17 protein-coding genes, 1 tRNA gene and 1 pseudogene are annotated in these 22983 nt (G+C 59.5%); 12 read left to right on the plus strand and 7 right to left on the minus strand.

The annotated features are described in order from the left end of the window. Positions 1 to 468: 468 nt before the first annotated feature. The 4 genes from M0765_RS11760 to M0765_RS11775 all read left to right on the plus strand — a co-directional run bounded on the left by M0765_RS11760 (position 469) and on the right by M0765_RS11775 (position 8712). Positions 469 to 1158, plus strand: a complete 690-nt coding sequence (locus tag M0765_RS11760; RefSeq protein WP_258503832.1) for a class I SAM-dependent methyltransferase — start codon at positions 469 to 471, stop codon at positions 1156 to 1158. Positions 1159 to 1171: 13 nt separating this feature from the next. Continuing rightward, positions 1172 to 6379 carry a glycosyltransferase gene (locus M0765_RS11765; protein ID WP_258503833.1) on the plus strand — a complete coding sequence of 1736 codons (5208 nt, stop codon included), beginning with the start codon at positions 1172 to 1174 and terminating at the stop codon, positions 6377 to 6379. Positions 6380 to 6630: 251 nt separating this feature from the next. Continuing rightward, complete coding sequence (locus tag M0765_RS11770) at positions 6631 to 7656, plus strand: class I SAM-dependent methyltransferase (protein WP_258503834.1); 1026 nt, start codon at positions 6631 to 6633, stop codon at positions 7654 to 7656. Positions 7657 to 7737: 81 nt separating this feature from the next. Then, on the plus strand, positions 7738 to 8712 hold the full coding sequence (locus M0765_RS11775; protein WP_258503835.1) for an NAD-dependent epimerase/dehydratase family protein: 975 nt from the start codon (positions 7738 to 7740) through the stop codon (positions 8710 to 8712). A gap of 29 nt (positions 8713 to 8741) precedes the next feature. On the opposite strand, the gene cysN is transcribed toward M0765_RS11775, so the two are convergent. The 4 genes and pseudogenes from cysN to cysD all read right to left on the minus strand — a co-directional run bounded on the left by cysN (position 8742) and on the right by cysD (position 12977). Next, entirely contained in the window at positions 8742 to 10652 is a 1911-nt protein-coding gene (gene cysN / locus M0765_RS11780) for a sulfate adenylyltransferase subunit CysN (RefSeq protein ID WP_258503836.1), read from the minus strand. 19 nt (positions 10653 to 10671) lie between these two features. Next, positions 10672 to 11127, minus strand: a complete 456-nt coding sequence (locus tag M0765_RS11785) for a hypothetical protein (RefSeq protein WP_258503837.1) — start codon at positions 11125 to 11127, stop codon at positions 10672 to 10674. 157 nt (positions 11128 to 11284) lie between these two features. Further along, positions 11285 to 12076 carry an FAD/NAD(P)-binding protein gene (locus M0765_RS11790; protein WP_258503838.1) on the minus strand — a complete coding sequence of 264 codons (792 nt, stop codon included), beginning with the start codon at positions 12074 to 12076 and terminating at the stop codon, positions 11285 to 11287. Continuing rightward, positions 12076 to 12977: pseudogene (gene cysD, locus M0765_RS11795) on the minus strand (sulfate adenylyltransferase subunit CysD). The gene M0765_RS11790 and the pseudogene cysD overlap by 1 nt, the downstream one beginning before the upstream one ends. A gap of 825 nt (positions 12978 to 13802) precedes the next feature. Here cysD and M0765_RS11800 point away from each other — a divergent pair. From M0765_RS11800 to M0765_RS11820, 5 genes are all read left to right on the plus strand, one after another. Then, the gene (locus M0765_RS11800; RefSeq protein WP_258503839.1) at positions 13803 to 14399 is read left to right on the plus strand and encodes a 3'(2'),5'-bisphosphate nucleotidase CysQ family protein; all 597 of its coding nucleotides are present in this window, start codon (positions 13803 to 13805) and stop codon (positions 14397 to 14399) included. A 105-nt stretch (positions 14400 to 14504) separates the two neighbouring features. Further along, positions 14505 to 15737, plus strand: a complete 1233-nt coding sequence (locus M0765_RS11805; protein WP_258503840.1) for a methyl-accepting chemotaxis protein — start codon at positions 14505 to 14507, stop codon at positions 15735 to 15737. Between the two features lie 257 nt (positions 15738 to 15994). Beyond that, a complete protein-coding gene (locus M0765_RS11810; protein ID WP_446751595.1) occupies positions 15995 to 16675 on the plus strand; it encodes a dienelactone hydrolase family protein in 681 nt (226 codons plus the stop codon). Between the two features lie 6 nt (positions 16676 to 16681). Further along, on the plus strand, positions 16682 to 17068 hold the full coding sequence (locus M0765_RS11815) for a DUF427 domain-containing protein (RefSeq protein ID WP_258503842.1): 387 nt from the start codon (positions 16682 to 16684) through the stop codon (positions 17066 to 17068). Positions 17069 to 17085: 17 nt separating this feature from the next. Next, positions 17086 to 17160, plus strand: a tRNA-Arg gene (locus M0765_RS11820). Between the two features lie 74 nt (positions 17161 to 17234). On the opposite strand, the gene M0765_RS11825 is transcribed toward M0765_RS11820, so the two are convergent. After that, positions 17235 to 17924, minus strand: coding sequence for a class I SAM-dependent methyltransferase (locus M0765_RS11825; RefSeq protein WP_258503843.1), 690 nt, complete (start codon positions 17922 to 17924; stop codon positions 17235 to 17237). Positions 17925 to 18244: 320 nt separating this feature from the next. On the opposite strand from M0765_RS11825, the gene M0765_RS11830 reads away from it, so the two are divergent. After that, on the plus strand, positions 18245 to 19393 hold the full coding sequence (locus M0765_RS11830) for a mechanosensitive ion channel family protein (protein WP_258503844.1): 1149 nt from the start codon (positions 18245 to 18247) through the stop codon (positions 19391 to 19393). Here M0765_RS11830 and M0765_RS11835 read toward each other — a convergent pair. Then, the gene (locus M0765_RS11835) at positions 19390 to 20364 is read right to left on the minus strand and encodes a hypothetical protein (RefSeq protein ID WP_258503845.1); all 975 of its coding nucleotides are present in this window, start codon (positions 20362 to 20364) and stop codon (positions 19390 to 19392) included. The genes M0765_RS11830 and M0765_RS11835 overlap by 4 nt on opposite strands. Here M0765_RS11835 and M0765_RS11840 point away from each other — a divergent pair. Both M0765_RS11840 and M0765_RS11845 read left to right on the plus strand, forming a co-directional pair. Continuing rightward, the gene (locus tag M0765_RS11840) at positions 20338 to 20685 is read left to right on the plus strand and encodes a hypothetical protein (protein WP_258503846.1); all 348 of its coding nucleotides are present in this window, start codon (positions 20338 to 20340) and stop codon (positions 20683 to 20685) included. The genes M0765_RS11835 and M0765_RS11840 overlap by 27 nt on opposite strands. A gap of 438 nt (positions 20686 to 21123) precedes the next feature. After that, entirely contained in the window at positions 21124 to 21252 is a 129-nt protein-coding gene (locus tag M0765_RS11845) for a TraR/DksA C4-type zinc finger protein (RefSeq protein WP_258503847.1), read from the plus strand. 73 nt (positions 21253 to 21325) lie between these two features. Here the strand turns inward: M0765_RS11845 and groL are convergent, their stop codons facing one another. After that, the gene (gene groL / locus M0765_RS11850) at positions 21326 to 22975 is read right to left on the minus strand and encodes a chaperonin GroEL (RefSeq protein ID WP_258503848.1); all 1650 of its coding nucleotides are present in this window, start codon (positions 22973 to 22975) and stop codon (positions 21326 to 21328) included. Positions 22976 to 22983: the final 8 nt, after the last annotated feature.

Genomic DNA, 22983 nt, shown 5'->3' on the forward strand with positions numbered 1-22983 from the left:
GATGAATGCAGCCGAGCGTTTTGAATCGCTACCTTGATCACCTGAGCGAAGGAAGCGTACTGCTGCGCCAAGTGAGCAGTTCACTGATGGTTATAGCCCGGCTTGCTCCCGAGGCGACTGCCATATACCTGCGCAGGGTGCAGTAATCGACTCTGCCCAAGTAAAACAAACCGGCGGTCAGGTCGCCAACTTACTGCAATCGGTGGGAATCTACCATTTTGCAGCTATCGGTAATTTTTGGCCGATTTCCCCGAAATTTATTTCGCTATCCATCTAAAGTCGACCTCGGGGGCATGGTCACAGAGTCACCTCTGCCAGCGGGATTAGTTGAAAAAATACTGCTGCAAGGCGCAAATTGCATATTGATGCCAACATGTTTAATTTCAGTTCAATAAAATCGATCGAGTCTTTTGGGTTTGTAGGTCTTGATGTAAGCAAGGCTCGTCGTGCAGATCGGAGGCGTATTAAATGAACATTGATGGCGTCGAGCTCGCCGCATTGTTGCGCGGATCTTCCTCGCGGGGCGAGTTGTGGAAGAGATTCCTCTGCGCCCAGCGGGCTCGAGTGATGGCCGAAGTTGGGGTCTGGAAAGGCGATTTTGCGGCAGATGTATTGAGTGCTGCATCGCACGTCGAGACTTACTACATGATCGACCCGTGGGCAAACCTGCCGGATTGGAATAAGCCCTTCAATGTCAGGCCGGAGATTTTCGATGCAATTTACCGAGAGATGGATGCAAAGACGGCCTTTGCGGCTGACAAGCGGAGAATTTTGAGAGGGCGCACCAAGGAAGTCGTTGGTGAGATACCGGATGAGTCTCTCGATTTTGCATATATCGACGGGGACCACACCCTTCGTGGAATTACGATCGACCTGATCAAGATGTGGCCCAAAATAAGGCTTGGAGGTTTTATCGGTGGCGACGATTTTACGACCACGCCCTGGCAGCATGATGTGAGCTTTGAGCCGACGATGGTTTGTCCGTTCAGCGTCTACTTCGCCGAGGCGATGAACATGCCGATCACCGCGTTGGAGCATGGGCAATTTCTCATCCACAAGGATGAAGGTGCCGGCTTCTCTTTTAGTGACTCAACAGGGCTATATGGCGACCTGTCACTGAATAAATTTCCGCCTTCGGCAGCTATCAAAAATCTGTAAGTAGGATAATTCGGTGAATATTGATGATTGGTCTGATCAAGACAAGAGGAATGTTGGCAATTACTTGCAGTGGAACAGCTACCGCTCCGAGCGCCATAAACTTCTATATGTTGCAACGCCCAAGGTGGCGTGTACCACGCTCAAATGGTGGTTTGCCGCCTTGGAGGGTTATGCTGAAGAATTACGAAAGATAACCGATAGCAGTGAGACCGATCGCGATCTCATCGTTCATGATTCCCACAGAGTTGCACCACACGTAACGGGTTTAAGGCTGCAAGATCTTCGTGACGCACTTGAGTCAGACTCGTTTTTCCAGTTTGCCATAGTACGCAACCCCTACAAACGAATATTCTCGGCTTGGCAGTCCAAGCTCTTGCTGCGTGAGCCATTGCAGGCAAGGCCGTACATCGGCACCGATTTCTTTCATCACCCGATTGCCACTCCGACAGATGTTGCGAAGGCATTTGAAGGATTTTTAGAGCATCTTGCTGAGAACGAGGCGCCGTCCTATTGGGATCATCATTGGATGCCGCAAGCTGATTTGCTGCGCCCCGACTTGATTGAGTATTCGTGTCTAATAAAGATTGAGGAAAGTGAAGGGCTCACTGAGAGGCTTCGTGAATGGATGGGTACTTATATTCCCAGTCCATTTCAGGGGCGTCGCTCTAACGAGAGTTTGATTCCCTATGCGCCAGAGTTGATCACGCCGCGTAGCGCCGAATTAATTTGCGCACTGTACCGCCGCGACTTTGATGTATTTGGTTATGAAAAGCAGATTCCCTCAAGCAAAGAAGAATTTTCGGCAGAGCAATTCGATGTCGCTATCAAGGCAGTCAAGATCATTCGTGCGCGGCATCAGCGCCTCGGCGAGCGCAATGAGCAAATCGGAGAACTTAGCCAAGCGTTAGCTGAGCGTAATGGACAAATTGCGGGCCCCAACCACGGGCTGAACGAGCGAGACGGACAGATTTCTGCACTCAACCTTGCGCTAGCTGAGCGTGATGGACAGATTGCTGGACTTAACCAAGCGCTAGCTGAGCGTGATGGAAAAATCGCTGGGCTCAACCATGGGCTGGCTGAGCGAGACGGACAGATTGCTGGATGCAACCATGCACTAGCTGGGCGCGATGGAAAAATTGCCGAGTTCAAACATGCGCTTGCAGAGCGTCACGGACAGATTGCTCGTCTCAACAATACGCTCGCTGAGCGTGATGGACAAATTGCCGGGCTCAAGCATGCACTTGCAGAGCGTGACGCACAGATTTCCGGGCTCAACCATGCACTTGCAGAGCGTAATGCACAGATTTCCGGGCTCAACCACGCGCTAGCTGAGCGTGATGGAGAGATCAATTTTCAAAATGACAGGATTCACGGGCTATTGCAGTCTCGCTCGTGGAGGTTTACCAAGCCATTGAGACTCATTTCGAGCCAGGTAAGTGCTGGCATCAGGCCGCTGCGCACGGCCTTCAACCGCATTTCTGCGCGGACTCCGCTGATACGACAAACCAAGATACGCCGCATCCGCCTTAGCCCGCTGTTCGACCCAGACTTCTATGCTGAGAGAAATCCCGACGTTGTCGCTGCGGGGGTCGACCTCGCAAAACACTACAGTCTTTCAGGATGGAAAGAACGCAGAGACCCCTCGGCAAAATTTAGCACTGGCCACTATTTAGAAATCCATTCCGATGTCGCCGCAGCTGGCATCAATCCATTGCTGCATTACATCGAACATGGGAAAGCGGAGGGACGTCAGATCCGGGGCGCGGAAATTAATTCTTGGGCGCAGCCTGAGCAGGGTGACACTCTTCCCGCTGCGAATGGTGCCCTAGATGATCTGCCTCAAAGTGGCTTACGCGAAGCCGTTGAGGGAGCGGTGGCGCCGCCGCCTGCCAGTGAGCCAAGTCCCGATCAAGAACGCACCAACGCAGAGATTGAAGCGATTCGAAATTCCGGGCTCTTTGATGCTGCCTATTACCTTGCGATGTACCCGGATATCCAGCCGCCACCAGCGGATCCGATTCGCCATTATTGCGAGCGCGGCTGGTTTGAAGGACGCAACCCCTCGGACGATTTTGATACGCGTGGCTACCTAGACGCCTATAGCGACATCAAGAATGCACGCCTGAATCCATTTTGGCACTATGTGATGCATGGTCGATCTGAATCAAGACAGGCCACCCCCGACTCCAATAGTCGTTATGAAGATGACATTTATTTCGGCAAACTGACCTGCGACATCCGGCTGATCGCGTACTACGCCACTCCAGACTGGAGCGCTGTACAGCACGCCCGAAATGCTGTCAAAGGATCCGGGCAAGCGCTCCTACCCCACGAAGACCTGCGCTCGTATGCGGTGTCCGAGCCCGGCACGCTTGCCAAACAAGCATTGATGGCTCGGCGCCATGGTGTATCTGCGTGGTGTTTCACCTCGGATGCGGCACAAAGCCCAGCGCCCGGAGATCCGCTGCGCGAGTTTCTGTCGAATCATGAAATCGATATCGGATTCATTCTGGATATCGATCTGCGCTCACCGCTGGTTGATGAGCGGATTCACATTCTCTTGGAGAGTGCGCTAGCCGATGAGCGTTACCTGCGAATAGATGGGCGCCCAGTCTTGGTGATGACTCTACCTGACGACCATCATTGCGATGAGGTGCTGAATGCGTTCGATGCCCTTCTCCACCATATACCCACCGCATACCGAATAGCCAGATTCAGTGGGCTGCGGGGGCAAGCGTTCGGTGCTGCTATCCGGTTCAAGCTTGATGCAGTCCTAGATTTTCCGGTTTCTCCAATCCCAGGGGAGACCGGAGGTTTCCCGCCAATGCATAAGAACGGCGTCGATTTCGTTCCATATAGCGTCGTCGTATCCCAAGGCATCGCGCGTATGGGGATAAACGATGACCACGCAGTTCCGTGCTATCGGGCGGTAACACTCGGCCGCGACGACTCTCCGCTTAAACCTAACGCGTCTCTGCGGTATACCCGATACCACCCGAAGGAGTACCGCCGCTGGCTTGACGCCGCTATTGTCGATGCGAGGGTCAAGCATGCAAGCGATAAGCGATTGCTGTTTATCAACGCTTGGAACGATTGGAATCGAGGCGCTGTACTCGAGCCGGATAGGTTTGCCGGCTACAGCAAACTGAATGAGACCAGCAGGGCGCTGCTCGGCCTGCCTTTGGGCTTGGCCATGCCCAAGGTGTCCGTGATTGTCCCGAATTACAACCACGCGACGTATCTACAGCGACGCCTCGAGAGCATCTATCGTCAGACCTACGCAAATATCGAGGTGCTGCTGCTGGATGACTGCTCAACCGATCAAAGCCGTGACGTGCTCTCAGAATACGCGGACCGCTATCCGGACATCACGACACGATTGTTCAATCCAAAAAACTCCGGAGGCGTATTCCGTCAATGGGCGAAAGGCATTAAAGCCGCGACCGGGGATCTGATCTGGATTGCCGAAAGCGATGACTATTGCGACCAAGATTTTCTCGAAAAACTGGTCCGCTGCTTCGATGACGAAGCTGTGATGCTTGCATACTCGAAGAACGAATTCGTCCGCGCCGACGAGACAGTCATGCCTGATGAATTCAGGCGCCACGTCCGGGATCTGGATTGCCGAGACAAGTGGGAGCACTCGTATGTGAATACGGCGCACCAAGAGGTTTCCGAAGCGCTTGGAATCATCAATACCATTCCGAATGCAAGTGGTGCCGTTTTTCGACGCCCGGTAGATATGCCTCTGCTGGAAGACGAGAAATGGCTTTCGATGCGAGTCGTCGGCGACTGGGTCTTCTATTTGCACCAGCTACGCGGCGGGAAGATCGCCTACTCAGCCGAAACAACCAACTACTTTCGAAGATACGAAGGTAGCACGGCGGCAAGTACATACAAGAAAGAGACTTTTTATCGAGAGCTAAGTGTTGCTGCGCAGGCCGTGCAGTCTTTGTATGACACACCCAGCTCTGTAGTGGAGAAGTTCTGCAGCAAAGTTAAAGAATATTACGACTTTCATGGTGGTAATAGTGACGAGGAGTTTAGACGCTGGTGCAGCGAGAAAGAAATTTTGGAGGCGCGTCATTCTCGAACTCCAAATATTGCGGTCTCCACGATGGGGTTTTATCCAGGTGGGGCTGAAATACTTCCCATACGGATGGCTAATGAATTTAAACGACAGGGCTATTCAGTCGTTCTGCTAAGCGCTGACCATGGTCAGCGCGAGGATGGAATACGCAGGCTGCTGCGAAAGGATGTCCCCGTAATCGAAACAGCGGATGTCGAATTCACTAGACATCTAATCCATGATTTCGGAATCGAGGTCCTCAACTCTCATCAGTGGCATGTCCAGAAATACCCAGTACAGGTTCCTGATGTATTCGGGGAGCTCAAGGCCCATGTCGCTTCGCTGCACGGAATGATCGAATATGGCGACGCATTCGGCGTGACTATGGAGCAACTCCGAATCGCAAATGAGAACGTAACTACTTGGATATATACGGCCGATAAAAATTTGGGCCCATTCATCGAATATGGGCTTTATCAGAGCAATTTATCCCGGTTCGCTAAGCTCCCGAATGGCATGGAGCCCCCAGTGGTCAAACCGGTAAGTCGAGTGGAAATAGGAATCCCTGAGCATGCTTTTGTATTGTGCTGCGTAAGCAGAGCCATCCCTGACAAGGGATGGGCCGAGGCGATCGAAGCAGTCGCGCAGGCACGGAAAATCACCGGAAAGGACATTCATCTGATCCTCGTCGGCAACGGGCCGGTTTACGATGGTTACATTCAGTCGGGGGTTCCATCGTTTGTTTACCTCGCCGGCTTCAGTGAGAACTCAGTGGGCTTTTACGCGGCGGCTGACATGGGGATCATGTTGACGAAGTTCAGATCTGAAAGTTTTCCTTTGACGATCGTCGACTGCCTGTTCGCAGACAGGCCATACATCGCCACGGCAGTCGGTGAGATCAGAAACATGCTTACCACCGACCGCGGCCTCGCCGGGGACGTGATCGACTTGGACAACTGGGAGATTCCTGTTGACCTCGCGGCTCAGGTCATCGCAACCTACGCGACTGACACCGATGCCCTCAGATCGGCCAAAGAGGTTGTGCCTGAAGCTGCGAACAGATACAGGATTGATGTAGTCGTCAAACAATACGCATCGATATTTGAGCGCAATATTCAGGCTCACGGTAGCGATGCAGCGACGGCTCCTTGAACTCTCGGCGGACGCGCCGCGCTATCCCAGGCGGTTGCTTGCTAGCAGGGCTCGCCGAGCTTCTCCGGCGATACTGCCGCGTTCGGCGCCGACCTTGTGTTCGCAATTGACAAAAAATCTTACCGGCTTCCCCGACTCGCTCCGGCGTTTAAAAAACCTTAGGACTCAAAACGCTTGAGCCTCGATGTTGATTGCTCCAGTGGAGCGTGATTCTCTGGACGCTCGAAATCTAAACAGGACACTCTTTAGCCATGGACTCGAAATTATCTCCGCCAGCGGGACACCTTACTCATTTTGGCGCAAGCCAAAATTCATCGTTGAAATCGGTTTCTACTGGTGAGTTGTTTTCGGAGCTGATAAGCAGAACATCTTCCGATGTGAAGGCCACAACCGAAGAGGAAGCTTATCTCGCTCATCAGCTTTGCGGCAATCTCCGCAGGTTTTCAGACGTTCATCTGAACCGGCATTCCATCACTAACCTCAAGAATGTCTGCTCTGCATTCCTTCGCCCGAACATCAATCACAGACTTCCGATAAAAGATTCAACATGGGTTGAACTAGGATGCGGTTCGGTTAACCCTTGGTCGTTTTCGTTTCTTTTATTGGCGCTGGGGGCAAAGCGGGCAATCCCGATTGACCTTGACCCAGTCGGCGATCCGGGGCAGGCATGCCGTACCTTGGCTGAGATGGTGAAGACTCTTTTGGTGGATCCAGCTCTAATAATTGGAGCTGATTTGACAGGAGTATCGCAACAGGATATTTTGAATAACCTCCATGGGTTTGGGTTGAAAGAATTGAGCGATGGTTCAATGTCCGGGATAGTGGAATCACGCCTCGACTATCGTATAGAGTCCGTATATGCATTGACGGTGCCGCGCGAATCGGCCGACGTAGTAGTATCAAACGCTTTTTTTGAGCACGTTCCCGACGTGAATAGGGCAGTTGAATCTATTGCCAGAATCACCAAGCCAGGTGGATACGGGGTGCACATCATCGATACTATCGACCACTGGTTTTATGGGGATCCAGATTCAGGCCCGCTCGATTTCTTGAAGGTTGATCCGGCAGAGCCGCTTGTTAATGGATGCAATCGAGTGCGTCCGAAGGAGTTTCCCGCGATTTTTGAAAAACACGGATTTGAAGTCCTCCATGCCTCCTATGGCAATGTGGTGCCGCTTACCGAGGACGAGCGAAGGACATTCGCTCCACGTTGGTCATCGATGCCGCTGGAGGACTTGGCCTCTACGCTAATCAATATCGTAGTTCGATTGAAATGACGTGCGAAATCAACTTCACTGGCAAGCATTACGCCTAGTCAACATGTCGCAACGCTTCGTATTAATCTTCAGGATGAGGGCATGCTAGAACTTCAATTCCCTGTCGGGGGAGGCAGGCGTTGTCTGGTCCTAGGCGGGCGCGGTTTTATCGGGTCGCACTTGATTGCAGCCCTGCTAGGTCGCGGCTTTCGCGTCCGTTGCTTTGAAAGACCTCATGTCAAGCCAATAGGGGAAAGCTTCCTCGACAATCCTAATTTCGAGTTATATGAAGGTGACTTCACCAGTGAAACAGATGTGGCGGAGGCGCTGAGCGAATGCGATTTTTGTTACCACCTAGTATCGACCACGCTACCGAAGTCATCTAATTCCGATCCAATTTTTGATGTGGAGAGCAACGTGGTGGGCACGATTCGTCTGCTGAACCATGCGAAGAACCATCTCCAAAAGATAGTTTTCGTCTCTTCTGGTGGAACCGTTTATGGTCCTCCCGTTGAGGTTCCTATCCCCGAAACTCATCCCACGAATCCTGTATGTTCTTACGGAATTACTAAGTTGATGATCGAGAAGTATTTAGGGCTTTTTTACGATTTATATAATTTGGACTATACAGTTCTGCGTCTCGCCAATCCGTTTGGAGAGGGGCAGCGAACATTGGCGAGCCAAGGAGCGGTTGCTGTTTTCCTCGGCAAGGTGCTTCGCGGCGAACCCATCGAGATATGGGGTGATGGATCTGTAGTTCGCGACTACATCCACGTATCAGACGTGGTTGATGCGCTCTTGCTATCAATTGCTCCTTCGAACGGAGGCCATGTTTTCAACATCGGATCCGGTTGTGGACATAGTTTGAATGAGGTGCTTGCTACCATTGAGGAAGTAACCCAATGCAGAGCTGCCAGGCAGTATTCGGAAGCAAGAGTATTCGACGTCCCCGTAAATGTCTTGAATATCAGCGAAGCTCAGTATTCGCTTGGGTGGTCTCCCCAAGTAAGCTTTTTTGCGGGCATCGACCGCTTTGCAAGGTGGTTGGGGGAGAACAATGAGTTTCTTAAATCGTAGTCACTTCGGCGGGCGCCTCGCCGCTCCGATCAGTGATCCAACATGATGTTCAATAATTGTTCAGCATTCGATTGCTCTGGGGTGATCACAAGTGCCGGATGTTCTGGCCGCTCATACGGGCTGCTGATGCCCGTCATGTTGGGTAGTTGCCCGCTGCGTGCTTTCTTGTAAAGGCCCTTGGGGTCGCGTCTCTCGCACTCTTCGAGGGGCGTATCCACAAACACCTCGATGAAGTTGTTCGTGCCGATTAGTTGCCGGGCCATCTCGCGCTCAGCCCGGAACGGGCTGATAAACGCCGTGATCACGATAAGGCCTGCATCCAGCATCAGCTTGGCGACTTCGGCCACACGGCGGATGTTCTCCACACGGTCGGCATCGGTGAACCCCAAGTCTTTATTCAGGCCTTGCCGGACGTTGTCGCCATCGAGGATGTAGGTGCGCCTGCCCTGGGCATGGAGTTCTTTTTCCAGTGCGTTGGCGATGGTTGATTTTCCGGAGCCCGACAGCCCCGTGAACCAGACGACCTTGCCCTTGTGGCCGTTCAGTCGTTCTCGATCTTCGCGGGTGATGCTGAGCGCCTGTCTGTGCACATTCTGAGCTCGGCGCAGGTTGTGACGGATCAGGCCGGCGGCCACCGTGGCCTGGGTGAATTTGTCTACCAGGATGAAGCCGCCTAGCGTGGTGGACTGGGCGTAAGGTTCGAACACCAGCGGCTTGCTCAGCGCCAGGTTGGCCACTGCGATGTCATTCAGGGCCAATTGCTTGCACGACTCGTGCGCCTGAGAGTTCACATTTACTCGATATTTCAGGCTGGTGATGCTGGCACTGGCCCACTGATTGGCCAGTTTTAACTCGTAAGACCGGCCCATGTGTCCGGGTTCCTCGTGTATCCACACCAACGTGGCTTCAAACTGGTCGGTCGTCCCCAGGGGTTGAGCGGCGAGTGCAATGACATCGCCGCGCGAGGCATCCACTTCCCGGTCCGGCACCAGCGTCACGGCGTCCCCGGCCTGGGCCGTATTCAGGTCCCCATCGGCGGTGACGATTCGCGCCAGGGTGGCGGTCTGGCCGGATGAGGTGATCCGCAGCGTATCGCCGACGACCAGTCGACCCGAGGCGAGAGTGCCGCTGAACCCGCGAAAGCTCGCGTTCGGGCGGTTGACCCACTGCACGGGGAACACCGCTTTGCTGTTGCTTGGACTGTCGACGCTGAGGGTCTCCAGGCACCCGATCAGGGTCGGGCCCTGGTACCACGGCGTGTGCTCGGTGCGGCCGGTGATGTTGTCGCCCTTCAGCGCCGACAGTGGAATGGGCGTGACGCTCTCGAACCCGAGCGGTTTGGCCAGAGTGTCGAAAGCGGCCACGACGGCCTCGAACACCGCTTGGTCATAGCCCACCAAGTCCATCTTGTTGACGGCCAGCACCACCTGCTTGATTCCCAACAGCGACACCAGATAGGCGTGCCGCCGGGTTTGCGTCAGCACACCCTGGCGGGCATCGATCAATAGCACCGCCACATCGGCCGTGGAAGCACCGGTGACCATGTTGCGGGTGTGCTGCTCGTGCCCCGGTGTGTCGGCCACGATGAACTTGCGTCGAGGCGTGGCAAAGAAACGGTACGCCACGTCGATGGTGATGCCTTGCTCCCGCTCGGCAGCGAGGCCGTCGACCAGCAGAGCGAAGTCGATGTCCTGCCCCTGAGTGCCGTGCCGCTTGGAGTCGGCCCGCAATGCAGTGAGTTGGTCGTCAAACACCTGCTGTGATTCCCACAGCAGGCGGCCAATGAGCGTGCTCTTGCCGTCGTCCACGCTGCCACAGGTGATGAAGCGCAGTAAATCCTTCTGGGCTTGCCGGGCCATCCACTCCTGAACGGTTGCGGCTTTGCCAACGGTGTCATCGGGCTTTTGCGGGCGGCTGGTGGCTTTTTTAGGTTGGCGCATGGTTGTGTGGCCGGGGTGTTCATGCCGAGGTTTCGGCGACGGTATGGCCCTGATGGCTGAGGAGATGGCGTGTGAGCCGCTGGGCGTGCAAGCGCAGTTCAGGTACGGCAGTGGCTTCCCACATCAGCCCTTTGAGCAGAGGGCCGACGTACCACAGACCCTCGACGCGTTGTTGGTGGGCATTCTGTAGCTGAAGGTCTGGCATTACCATCAGACCCAGGCCATGGGCATCAGGCCGGATCAGCCCGTCCGCCAGCAACTGGGTCAGAAGCGGGTTGGCGTGGCGCTGGATGTCGGCGTTGGGCCCAACGCAGTTGATGACCGCACTGGCACTCAGGTGCGCGATATGACGATCGCCCCGGGTCCGATAAGCCACTTCGATGCCATCGGATTGTTTGCGTATCGTGGTGATCCGCCCTGCGATGACTTGGGCCCGACCCTCGGCCAACAGACGATCCAGCCGCTGGGCGGCCATGTGGGCCAACCGATGCCGGTGGACATCCCATTGGGCTTGCAGATGACGCAGAAACCGCCGCTGCTCGGCCACCGGCCACGATTGCCAGAGTTGAGGCGTGTGCGGGCGCAATTCGTTCAGGGCATCGCGCCAGTCGCCCCCTGTTCGGCCAACGCCTTCAGGTTCTGGCGCAAGGCCCGGGTGCAGGCACGAACCGTGGGTGGCACGTTGCGCAGGTACTCCGGGAACGCCTGTGGTGGCTTGGGGGCATGGTCGATAGCCGGTGTCGGTGCGGCAGCAGGCCGTGGCGAGACAGCAGGTAGATAGGCCGCCCGGGCCGTGACTGGGCCAGGCAGAACAAGGCATCCACTGCCGTGTGCCCTGTGCCCACGATCACCACCGCCTGGTCACTGGGCAAACGGTGCATGGCTGCAAAATCCCAGGGCTCGATCACGCACGCCCGTGCTTCTGGCTCCAGCGGGATCGGGAGCCTGGGCGCCTGGTGGCCGACGGCGAGCACTACCTGGTCAGCGCTCAGCTGTTGACCGCTGGCCAGCGTGATGTCCCATCCTGACCCGTTTGCCGCCCTCTTCAAGTTCACCGCTTTGTCGACCTGCTTTCGAAGCATTCCAGGGTGTGCTGCTTCCGTCTCGGTCCAGAGGTCTTCCAGGTACTGTCCGTACAGACGGCGTGAAACGAAGGAGCCCGAGGAGAGGGATGGGTCGATGCGCTGGCAGTAGGCCACGAAGTGGCCGGGCTCGTCGGCCAACGCGCTCATGTTCCCGGCGGGAACGTTGAGCAGCAGGTTGTCGTCGTCGAACCGATAAGCCAAGCCCCGACCCACGTCCGGGGTGGGGTTGACCAGAGTAATCCGAAGCGCGTGGGGTCTGCTGCCCCGCGCCAGATGAATGGCGGTCACCGCGCCACTGAAGCCACCACCGAGGATGACAACTTGCACAGGTTGGCCCATCAGAAGTAGCCCTCCTGCTTTTTCTTTTCCATGGAGCCGGCGCTGTCGCTGTCGATCCTGCGGCCCTGGCGTTCTGACTTGCGGGCGTGAATGATCTCCAGCAGGATGTCTTCCAGCGTTTCTGCCTCGGACTCCATTGCGCCCGTGAGCGGATAGCAGCCGAGGGTGCGGAAGCGCACCTTTTGATTTGAACTTCCTCGCCCGGCAGCAGGCGGCAGCGCTCGTCGTCCACCATCATGATCATCTCGGGACGAACCACCACCGGCCGTGGCTTGGAGAAGTACAGCGGCACCATGGGGATGTTCTCCTGGTAGATGTAATGCCAGATGTCGAGTTCGGTCCAGTTCGACAGCGGAAACACGCGAATGCTCTCGCCGGGGCCTTTTCGCGTGTTGTAGAGGTTCCAGAGCTCCGGGCGCTGATTCTTCGGGTCCCAGCGGTGGGTGGCGGTACGGAACGAGAACACCCTCTCCTTGGCGCGGGACTTCTCTTCGTCGCGTCGTGCACCGCCAAAGACGAAGTCGAACTTATAGTGATCCAGCGCCTGTTTCAGGCCCTCGGTCTTGGTGATATCGGTGTGCAGCGCCGATCCGTGGTCGAAGGGGTTGATATTTTTTTCGATTGCCTCGGGGTTGGTATGCACCAGCAGTTCCATGCCACTTTCGCGTGCCATGAAGTCCCGAAACAGGTACATCTCCTGAAACTTCCAGCGCGTGTCGATGTGCAGCAGCGGAAACGGCGGCGGTGAGGGGTAGAAGGCCTTGCGCGCCAGGTGCAGCATGACTCCGCTGTCCTTGCCGATGGAGTACATCATCACCGGGTTCTGCGCTTCGGCCACGGCTTCGCGCAGGATGTGGATGCTCTCGGCTTCCAGGCGCTTGAGGTGCGGGGAGGGTGCCAGATCGGGTTTGATGTTGCCGCTCAAACTCAACCCCGTGGGCAAGACGGGGCGGTAGGCATGAGAACAAAATTGGATGTCTGCGGTGCTTGGGATGTGGCGTAAGTACCCCACCAGCGGGCCGTGCGGAAACACGGCGATAGGCTTGCCGACGTGGTGTTGCAGCTCGGCCAGGGCTTGCTGAATGGCTGCATCGTTCAGGTTGGCCATGGGCACCCAGAAACGGGCTCCGCGAGCGTCGTTGGCGTGCAGGCAGGGCTGGCCACCAGGCAGGGGGTGCAACTGTGCAAACAGTACCCGCTCGCGCCCTTTGCGCGCGTGCTCGATGGCCCTGTCAAGCACCAGCCGATTGGGCGAGCGCTCGCGCTCGTCGAGCAGCAACTCGGGTGTCAATTCCTGCGGCAGCATGCCGAGTGCGTTCAGGCGCCGCTCGGCCGTGCGTTTCGTGTCCGCTTCACCCAGTGCTTGCAGGTGGGCGAAGGCGAGTTCGGTGTTCCAGACTTGGGAGCGATCCAGGCCCATGAGATCTTCTGAGGGGTCTGTCGCAGATTGTGGTTTTTTCATTCAATTTCCGCGTTTTACTGGAATGATACGATCCTTCGCGGTATAAAAGAGAAAATAATACGTAATGCGACAAATCAATCGTCAGGCTCTGGTCGAGCAGCTTCTTCCAATGGCCCGAGCCGCTGGGAGCGCCATCATGTCGGTCTACGATGGAAGTGGGGCAAACGTCCAGCACAAGGATGATGCGAGCCCAGTCACAGAGGCGGATCTGGCGGCGCATCGGGTACTGGGAACGCAGTTGACCCCCTGTTGCCTGATTGCCCAGTGGTTTCGGAAGAGGACTCGGCATCGCAGGTCTACCGCCGAAACACAGGGCGATTCTGGTTGGTCGACCCTCTCGATGGCACCAAGGAGTTCATTGCCGGTAACGGCGAGTTCACCGTCAACATCGCGCTGATTGAGGACGGACACAGCGTGCTCGGCGTGGTGTACGCACCCGCCATCGATGCGCTGTACTACGGTGGCGCTGGGTTGGGTGCATTTCGGTGTATCGGCGGTCAAACGACCGCCATCAAGGTGGCCGCTGCCCAGACAGGTCGCGCATGCCGGGTTGTAGCGAGCAAAAGTCATCTGAACGACGCAACGCGTTCGTTGATCGATTGCCTGGGTGAAGTGAGCCTGGTCCAGGCCGGCAGCTCGCTCAAGTTCTGTCGGGTCGCAGAGGGCGAGGCCGACATATACCCACGGCTGGCACCCACTTGCGAATGGGACACGGCGGCAGCACAGGCGGTACTGGAGGGGGCAGGTGGCGCAGTAGTGAATCTTCACGGGCTGCCCTTGCGGTACGGCAAAGCCGAAGTGCTCAATCCTTCCTTCATCGCCACCCGCAATACAGCACTCATGCCGGCAAGATCGAAATGAGCCCCCGGGTTTACGCCTAGACCCCGCACCCTCAAGTTCCGCCGCAGCACTGCCGATATACCGGGCAACCTGGCCTCCGCACCGGCGGCCGTCACGGAAAAGCACATGCGCAATTGGAAGATCGGTGCCCAGCTGGGCATGGCATTCGGGATCGTGTTGCTGTTGATGGCGACGGGGCTTGCCATTGGCATTGCGTGTCTGCACGACATCGCGGCCGGCGGCGGCATCGCCCCGGAGCTCGCAGGCCGTATCGAGTCGACTCGCAGCTTCATGCTCGGCTTCGGGTTCGCCGCGGTGGTGGTCGGCGTCGGCGGCAGCGTCTGGCTTTCGCGCAGCATCATGCAACCGTTGGGGGAAGCGATCTTCATCGCCGAGACGGTGGCCTCGGGCGACCTCAGCAAGGAATTCGAAACCGAGCGCGGCGGCGATTTCGGCCGGCTGCTGCGCGGCATGGGCGAAATGGAAGACACCCTGACCGACGTGGTGACGCGCATCAAGGCATCGACCGACTCGATTGTGGTGGCATCGGGGCAAATCACCGCGGGCAACCATGACCTGTCATCGCGCACCGAGCAGCAGGCGAGCTCACTCGAAGAGACGGCCGCATCGATGGAGGAGCTCACCTCTACCGTCAAGCAGAACGCCGACAACGCAAAGCAGGCCAACCAACTCGCGCTCTCGGCGTCGGAGGTTGCGGTCAAGGGCGGTGGCGTGGTCAACCAGGTGGTCGACACCATGGCGTCGATCAATGCTTCGTCGAAGAAGATCGTCGACATCATCGGCGTGATCGACGGCATCGCGTTCCAGACCAACATCCTCGCGCTCAATGCGGCCGTGGAAGCCGCGCGTGCCGGCGAGCAGGGCAGGGGCTTTGCGGTGGTCGCTTCCGAGGTGCGCAACCTTGCGCAGCGTTCGTCAGCGGCGGCCAGGGAGATCAAGGGCCTCATCGAAGACTCAGTGAGCAAGGTCGATGTGGGCAGCGCGCTGGTGGGCGAAGCCGGCAAGACGATGGAAGAGATCGTGGGCAGCGTGAAGCGCGTGACGGACATCGTCGGCGAGATCACGGCGGCGAGCCACGAGCAGGCCCAGGGCATCGAGCAAGTCAATCAGGCCGTTGCGCAGATGGACCAGGTGACTCAGCAGAACGCCGCACTGATCCAAGAGGCCGCGGCTGCAGCGCAATCGCTGCAGGAGCAGGCGGGCAACCTGTCGCAGGTGGTGGCCACCTTCAAGCTCGACGACGAGGACGACAAACCCGCCGTGGCGCCACCTGTGCTGGTGCGGCCTCTTGACCTGCCGGTGCGGCTGGTTCAGCTGGCCCGGCGCACAGCCGTTTGACGCGCCGCGCGCCACTGTTTTCTTTCAAGATGCAACGCTGCACTGCGCCTACGCGAATGTGGGCATCACCCTACAGAAGAACTCAGGCAAAAAAATAAGGTGACCTGTTGCAGGGCTGACGACGTCGAGCCCTCGCACAAAGGAAACCGAATGACTGTCGAGATGTTCCGAATGCCTGCGGCTGCCGGCGCGCCTGGAACACGCCCTTCAAAAATCCCTTTCGCAGGGGCGTAGCCTTGGACTCCGCATCCAGACCCGTGGAGCGGCGCGCGCTCCGTGTTCCGCTGCGTTCTTCTTCCGCCTCCATCACGTTGGAGGCGGACCTGAGCCTGCCCGCCGCATGCAGCGGCATCGTGCTGTTTGCGCACGGCAGCGGCAGCAGCCGCTTCAGCCCGCGCAACCGCCAGGTGGCTGAAAACCTCAACGCGGCAAAGTTGGCCACGCTGCTCGTCGACCTGCTCACGCCCGACGAAGAAGCCGAGGACGAACGCACGCGCGAGCTGCGTTTCGACATCGCCATGCTGGCGGATCGGCTGGTCGGCCTGACCGATTGGCTGCGCAGCCATGAGCAGACCGCCCGCTTGCGAATCGGCTACTTCGGTGCGAGCACCGGGGCCGGTGCCGCGCTGGTGGCAGCAGCGCAGCGGCCCGATTCGGTCGATGCAGTGGTGTCTCGCGGCGGCCGGCCGGACCTGGCCGGCGCGTCATTGGAGCGCGTGCGCGCACCCACGCTGCTGATCGTCGGCGGCAACGACGGGCCGGTGATCGATATGAACTGGCAGGCCGCTGCGGCGCTGCGCTGCGAGAAGCGGCTGTCCATCGTGCCGGGCGCGACGCATCTGTTCGAGGAGCCCGACGCGCTCGGCGCCGTTTCCACATTGGCTCGCGACTGGTTCAAGAGCCATCTCAACCAACCGAGGAATAACGCGAAGGAGTAACGCGAAATGAGCGGCAAGTCACCAGGGCATCAGAAGTGGCTCGATCACAAGGTACGCGAAGAGCCGGTTGAACAATCGATGGAGGTCGAAGTCGAAGGAGCCATCGTCGCCAGCTCGAAAAACGTCATCAAGGTTGTCGAAGACAAGTCGCCGGTGCGCTACTACTTTCCGCGCGCCGACGTCCGCATGGAGAAGCTGAAGCGCTCGCAGACCACCACCGAATGCCCCTTCAAGGGCCATGCGAGCTACTACAGCTTGAACCTGGGCGAGCGGCAACTCGACGATGCCGTGTGGGCGTACGAGGATCCGTACGACGAACACCAGGCGCTGAAAGAGCGCGTGGCGTTCTACGACGACAAGTATCCGGAGATTCATGTCCGCCCGAAGAGCTGAGCCGATGGGACAACGCTCCCGCTGTAGTTCAACGGACAGAATGCGGCCCTCCGAAGGCCGAGATCCAGGTTCGATTCCTGGCGGCGGGGCCACGCGCGTGCGGCAAGATTTGCCGCACGACCCGCAGCCGCGTCGGGCCAGGCGCGGCAATGCGCGCGGCTTTGTACTAGCGGTGGTTGTCCAGCACCACCAGCTTCGAAAGGCCGAACAGGTTGACCGGCTCCACGCTCAGCACCTGCCAGTCATGAGAAAGTATCTGCTCGTCGTATTTGAAGTCGGAGCGAAACCCCACGTGCTCGGCCGCGGAGCGAACCGCGCGCTCCAGAAGCCACCACAGCTTGCTGCCGCTGAAGTGGTTGAGCACCACGATGGTTCCGCCAGGCTTGCACACGCGGCGAATCTCGCGCACCAGTTCGGCCGGGCGCGGGGTCACGGAGAGCACGTAAGGCACGGTCACGCAGTCGAAAGTGCCATCGGCAAAACGCATGCGCTCGGCATTCATGTGTTCGATGCCGATGTGGTGCTGCGGCAGCCGGGCCGCGCGCTCACGCGCACGCTCGAGCATGTCGTGCGAAAGGTCGATGCCCACGATGTTGCATTCCGCGGGATACCCTGCCAGCGCCAGTCCCGTGCCCACACCCACTTCGAGCAGCGACCCCGGCTGCAGCATGCGAACGACCTCGGCCATGCGCTTGCGCCCGGGCTCCAGTACCTGGCCGAACAAGGTGTCGTACAGCGGCGCAAGCCGGTCGTAGGTGCGGGCAACGCCGGCCTCCGACACCGGTGCTTGCGGTTGCGAGCGATCGTCGTCACGCGTCGCGCCATGGTCACCGGGTCGTGCTCTGCTTTCCGTCATCTTTTTTCAGTTCCTGGGTCGGGCGGAGGGACCGCCGGGTTGGGCATCCGAGGCACGGGGCAAGCCGGGTGCCTGGCCGAAAGAGAAGGCGTCGCAAGAAGGACCAGGAGAGTCCGATTGCACGACGAGGTTTTCTCGACGACCCAGAATATCAACAAACCCCCGCCGCCTTCCTCATCTCCCCAATCCCGCAAGGGACGCATGGGCAGTGGATGCAAACGCACGCGACCGATATTCGCGAGCACGCTCGAACATGAGCTTTCAAGGAACGACATGACTTCTTCCCCTCTTGCAACGGACATGGCGAAGGCCTTCCGCGGATGAACGAGAAGCTCGACGCTCTTACCGACGCGACCCTGCTGGGGCTGCCCGTGCCCGACCTGGCGCTGGCCGTTGCAGCCGCCCTGGCGGCTTATCTTGCAATGCGGCTGGTGCTGCGCTATGTGATCGGCCGTACGCGGCAACTCGCGCAGCGCACGAGCAATCATGTCGACGACATGGTGGTCGAGGTGCTCGGCAGTACCAACCGCGTGTTCCTGCTGCTTGCGGCGGTGCTCGTCGGCGTGGGCATGCTCGACCTGACCGAGCGCTGGAACCAGCGCGTCGGTCAGCTGTGGTTCATCGCGCTGGCGCTGCAAACCGGGCTGTGGTTCACCAAGGCCATCAGCCTGGGGCTGCGCCGCTACGAGGCGCGCCATAGTTCGTCGGGCATGACGCAGGTCAGCGCGTCCGCGGTGCTCCTTTCATGGTCGCTGCGCACGCTGCTGTGGGCCGTGGTGCTGTTGGCGATGCTCTCGAACCTGGGCGTCAACATCACCGCGTTCGTGGCCAGCCTCGGCGTCGGCGGCATTGCGATCGCGCTGGCGGTGCAGAACATTCTTGGCGACCTGTTCGCATCGCTTTCGATTGCGGTCGACAAGCCGTTCGAGGTGGGCGACGCCATCGGCATTGGCGACCTCTCGGGCACGGTGCAGCACATCGGCCTCAAGACTACGCGCCTGCGCAGCCTGACGGGCGAGCAGATCGTCATCAGCAACACCGACCTGCTGAAGCAAATCGTGAAGAACTATCGCCGCATGGAAGAGCGCCGCATTGCGTTCAAGTTCGGCATGAGCTACCGCAGCGACCCTGAGAAGCTGGAGGCCATTCCCGGCATCGTGAAGCGGCTGATCGAATCGCGGCCCAAGCTGCGGTTGGACCGCGTGCACTTCCAGGCCTTCGGTGAAAGCTCGCTCGACTTCGAAGTGGTCTATTTCGTGACCACGCCGGACTACGGGCTCTACATGGACGAACAGCAGCGCCTCAACCTGCAGATGATGCGTGAGTTCGACGCGCTGGGCGTCGAGTTCGCCATTCCGACGCGCGGCGTGTATGTGATGTCGGACGGCGGTAATCCTGCCGAAGCCGCAGAGCGGTCTGCCCGCATCGACGAAGCTCCCCGGGCGCAGCGCTCCGCAAAGCAGCACTAGCCGCCCCGGGCCTCCAGGCTTTGGGCGACGGATGCCAGCAGATCGGCCGGATGCAGCATGGCCGCGCGCGCCTTTCGCGCGGTGTCGTATTGATGCAGCGCGGAACGCAGCCGCGGCTCTGTCGTGAGCGCGTTCCATACCGGTTCGAGAGAAGCGGGCGACGGCAGTTCGCCTGCAAGGAGCTGGTGCGCGAACGCGAGGCTTGCGGGCTCCCCAAGCAGAACGGCCTTGCTTGCCGTGCTCAGCACCGGCGGATGCGCTTCGGTCGGCGCCGAGCAGCAATAGATTACGTGCGGCGGCAAAGAGTCGCCGTCGGGCTGCAGCCTTCGCAGCGACGCGCCATGGATGCGCGCGACGCCATCTGCGGATGCAAAGGCGTAGGTCGCCTCCGGGCGTGCCTCCGCAAGTCGCCGCAGCCCACGCAGCAGGCGCGAAAAGTCCGCCGTGGCAGAAGCAGGGGAGGCCTTGATCTCTGCAAGAAGAACGAGTTCGTCGCCGTCACCCGCGCTGCTGCGCACAATCGCGGCGTCCCATTCTTCCTTGGCCTTGTTCGCCTCGCCCGGAAAAGCAGCAGGGTTCCGAAGGCTTTGCACGACGCGATAGCTCGCAACACCTTTTTCACGCTGATTCAGCGCATCCGCGATCTGGCGGAACGCCTGCACGCCGGTTTCCTCGGCAGCCTCACCGCGGCGTGCCGACGCGCGCCCCTTGGCGAGGGCGGCGTGGCTGCCGGCCATCGGCCCCTGGCGTTCGCACAGTGCCTGGTAGCGCTGCACAGCATCCAGGTGCAGCAAGCGGCTGCCGCGCACCAGCCGTTTCAGCGCAGGGTTGGAACGAATGGCCTCCAACGCGGGTTGCAAGTTTTGCTGTGCGGAGAGATTCCGGCCGAGCAAATGCTCGATGGCGTGCGCAAGCTCTTCCCACGAGTCTGCCGCCGCCAAACCGTGCAACCGCGCCAGTGCGTCGCGCACTTCATCGGCCGGCATCTGCCGCAACTTGCCCGGATGCGCGATGGCATTCGTGGCGGCCCTGATGGCGCGCTGGTCGGCCTCGCGCTGCCTGGACAGCTGCGCATGTTCACGAACCTCTGCATCCTGCGCCTGCATCACCAGTGCCTGGAAAGCCGGGTCCCCGCCTTCGGGCGCCAGCGCCTTGCGGATCAGCTGTGCCAGCGCCTCGGTAAAAAGCGGCCGGGCGGAAACCGGCGGCGGCACCTCAAGCTCCTCCTGCCCGATGCGAACGGCTTCGATCGCAAAGGCCAGGGCCGCATCCGTGCCGGTTGCCGCGGCTGAGACTGCATCCGCCGGCAAGGGCGGCATGCGGTACCTGCGCGGCGCGGCGCGCAGGGCGGCCAGAAGAAGGGTGTCGGAGTGCTGCAATTCGATTCAGGCTTTTTGCCGCAAGTTCGGGTGGAGCATCGCATGCCTGCAGAAGCCACGCCGCGGGCATGCGGTTTGCCGGTGAATCCGGCATGACGAAGAACACCGAACAGTGGCACCGCAAGCTCGACGAGCGGGCGGCAGAGCTCGAGTCCGAATTGAGGACCGCCAAGGCCGATGAAGCCGAGGCACCCACGCGAACCCCCATGTGCAAGTGCCGGACACGGTCGATGCAGCAGAGGAGCGCCTCCGCGGCGCGCTGCGAAGCGCTGAAATGGACCGCGACGTTGCCGAGCTCCGCGACATCGAGGCCGCCAGGAGCGGCTGCGCAATGGTGAGTTCGGTACCTGCGTGGACTGCGGCGCGCAGATTCCGGCCGGAAGGCTCAACGCCATGCCGGCCTCCGCCCGCTGCATCGAATGCCAGCAGCGCTACGAACGCACGCATCCGATCGAAATCCGCCTGCCGCCGGCGCTTTGAATCAAGGCGAGCGCGGGGGCAGGGCAAGACAAAGCAAAGAAGCGGCGCCCCGCAAGGGACGCCGCTTCGCGCTTCAGCTAAAGGCGTGCAACCGGCTCAATAATCCATGCCGCCCGCCGGCATGGCCTGGGGCCTTCTCGGCGGGCTTGGGCAGTTCCGCCACAGTCGCGTCCGTCGTGAGGATCAGGCCCGCGATCGATGCCGCGTTCTGCAGCGCGGTGCGCGTGACCTTGGTCGGGTCGACCACGCCGATCTGCACCAGGTCGCCGTACTCGCCGGTCGACGCGTCGTAGCCGTAGTTGCCCTTGCCCTCGAGCACCTTGGAGACGACCACCGAAGGTTCCACGCCCGCATTGGCAACGATGGCGCGCAGCGGTGCCTCGAGCGCGCGCAGTGCAATGCGAATGCCCGCGTCCTGGTCGGCATTGGCACCTTTCAGCTCGGTGATGGCCGCACGCGCGCGCAGCAACGCCACGCCGCCGCCGGGCACGATGCCTTCCTCGACAGCCGCGCGCGTCGCGTGCAGCGCATCGTCGACGCGGTCCTTCTTTTCCTTCATTTCCACTTCGGTGGCGGCACCGACGCGGATCACCGCCACGCCGCCCGCGAGCTTGGCCACGCGCTCCTGCAGCTTTTCGCGGTCGTAGTCGCTGGTGGCCTGCTCGATCTGCGCCTGGATCGACTTCACGCGCGCATCGATGAGCGCCTGGTCGCCCGCGCCGTCGATGATGATGGTGTTCTCCTTTTGCACTTCGACGCGCTTGGCGCGGCCCAGGTCTTCGAGCGTCGCCTTGTCGAGCTGCTTGCCGGTTTCTTCGGAGATCACCGTCGCGCCCGTGAGTACCGCAATGTCCTCGAGCATTGCCTTGCGGCGGTCGCCGAAGCCCGGCGCCTTGACAGCCGCCACCTTCAGCACGCCGCGCATGGAGTTGACCACCAGCGTGGCAAGCGCTTCGCCCTCGACCTCTTCGGCCACGATCAGGAGCGGCTTGCCGGCCTTTGCGGCGGCTTCGAGCACCGGCAGCAGTTCGCGGATGTTCGAGATCTTCTTGTCGTGCAGCAGCACCAGCGGATCGTCGAGGTGCGCCACCTGCTTCTCGGGGTCGTTGATGAAATAGGGGCTCAGGTAGCCGCGGTCGAACTGCATGCCCTCGACCACGTCGAGCTCGTTATCGAGCGACTTGCCGTCTTCCACCGTGATCACGCCTTCCTTGCCGACCTTCTCCATTGCGTCGGCAATGATCTTGCCGATGGCTTCGTCGGAGTTGGCCGAAAGCGCGGCCACCTGCGCGATCTCCTTGCCCGTGCAGATGGGCTTGGAGAGCTTGCGCAGCTCTTCGAGCACCGCGGCGGTGGCCTTGTCGATGCCGCGCTTCAGGTCCATCGGGTTCATGCCCGAGGCCACGTGCTTCATGCCCTCTTGCACGATGGCCTGCGCGAGCACGGTGGCGGTGGTGGTGCCGTCGCCCGCCACGTCGGCCGTCTTGGAGGCCACCTGTTTCACGATCTGCGCGCCCATGTTCTCGAACTTGTCGGCAAGCTCGATCTCCTTGGCCACCGACACGCCGTCCTTGGTGATGGTGGGTGCGCCGAAGCTGCGTTCGAGCAGCACGTTGCGGCCCTTGGGACCGAGCGTGACCTTCACCGCATCGGCAAGGATGTTGACGCCCGCGACGATGCGCTGGCGGGCGTTGTCATGGAACCTGACGTCCTTGGCAGTCATTTTTTCAT

It is taken from the genome of Variovorax sp. S12S4, from assembly GCF_023195515.1.
GTDB lineage: Bacteria > Pseudomonadota > Gammaproteobacteria > Burkholderiales > Burkholderiaceae_C > Variovorax.

Excerpts from the sequence above, each read along its gene's own strand:
- M0765_RS11760 (WP_258503832.1), top strand. The coding sequence starts at position 469 with ATGAACATTGATGGCGTCGAGCTCGCCGCATTGTTGCGCGGATCTTCC.
- M0765_RS11770 (WP_258503834.1), top strand. The coding sequence starts at position 6,631 with ATGGACTCGAAATTATCTCCGCCAGCGGGACACCTTACTCATTTTGGC.
- M0765_RS11775 (WP_258503835.1), top strand. The coding sequence starts at position 7,738 with ATGCTAGAACTTCAATTCCCTGTCGGGGGAGGCAGGCGTTGTCTGGTC.
- cysN (WP_258503836.1), bottom strand. The coding sequence starts at position 10,652 with ATGCGCCAACCTAAAAAAGCCACCAGCCGCCCGCAAAAGCCCGATGAC.
- M0765_RS11785 (WP_258503837.1), bottom strand. The coding sequence starts at position 11,127 with ATGGCCGCCCAGCGGCTGGATCGTCTGTTGGCCGAGGGTCGGGCCCAA.
- M0765_RS11790 (WP_258503838.1), bottom strand. The coding sequence starts at position 12,076 with ATGGGCCAACCTGTGCAAGTTGTCATCCTCGGTGGTGGCTTCAGTGGC.
- M0765_RS11805 (WP_258503840.1), top strand. The coding sequence starts at position 14,505 with ATGCGCAATTGGAAGATCGGTGCCCAGCTGGGCATGGCATTCGGGATC.
- M0765_RS11815 (WP_258503842.1), top strand. The coding sequence starts at position 16,682 with ATGAGCGGCAAGTCACCAGGGCATCAGAAGTGGCTCGATCACAAGGTA.
- M0765_RS11825 (WP_258503843.1), bottom strand. The coding sequence starts at position 17,924 with ATGACGGAAAGCAGAGCACGACCCGGTGACCATGGCGCGACGCGTGAC.
- M0765_RS11830 (WP_258503844.1), top strand. The coding sequence starts at position 18,245 with ATGAACGAGAAGCTCGACGCTCTTACCGACGCGACCCTGCTGGGGCTG.
- groL (WP_258503848.1), bottom strand. The coding sequence starts at position 22,975 with ATGACTGCCAAGGACGTCAGGTTCCATGACAACGCCCGCCAGCGCATC.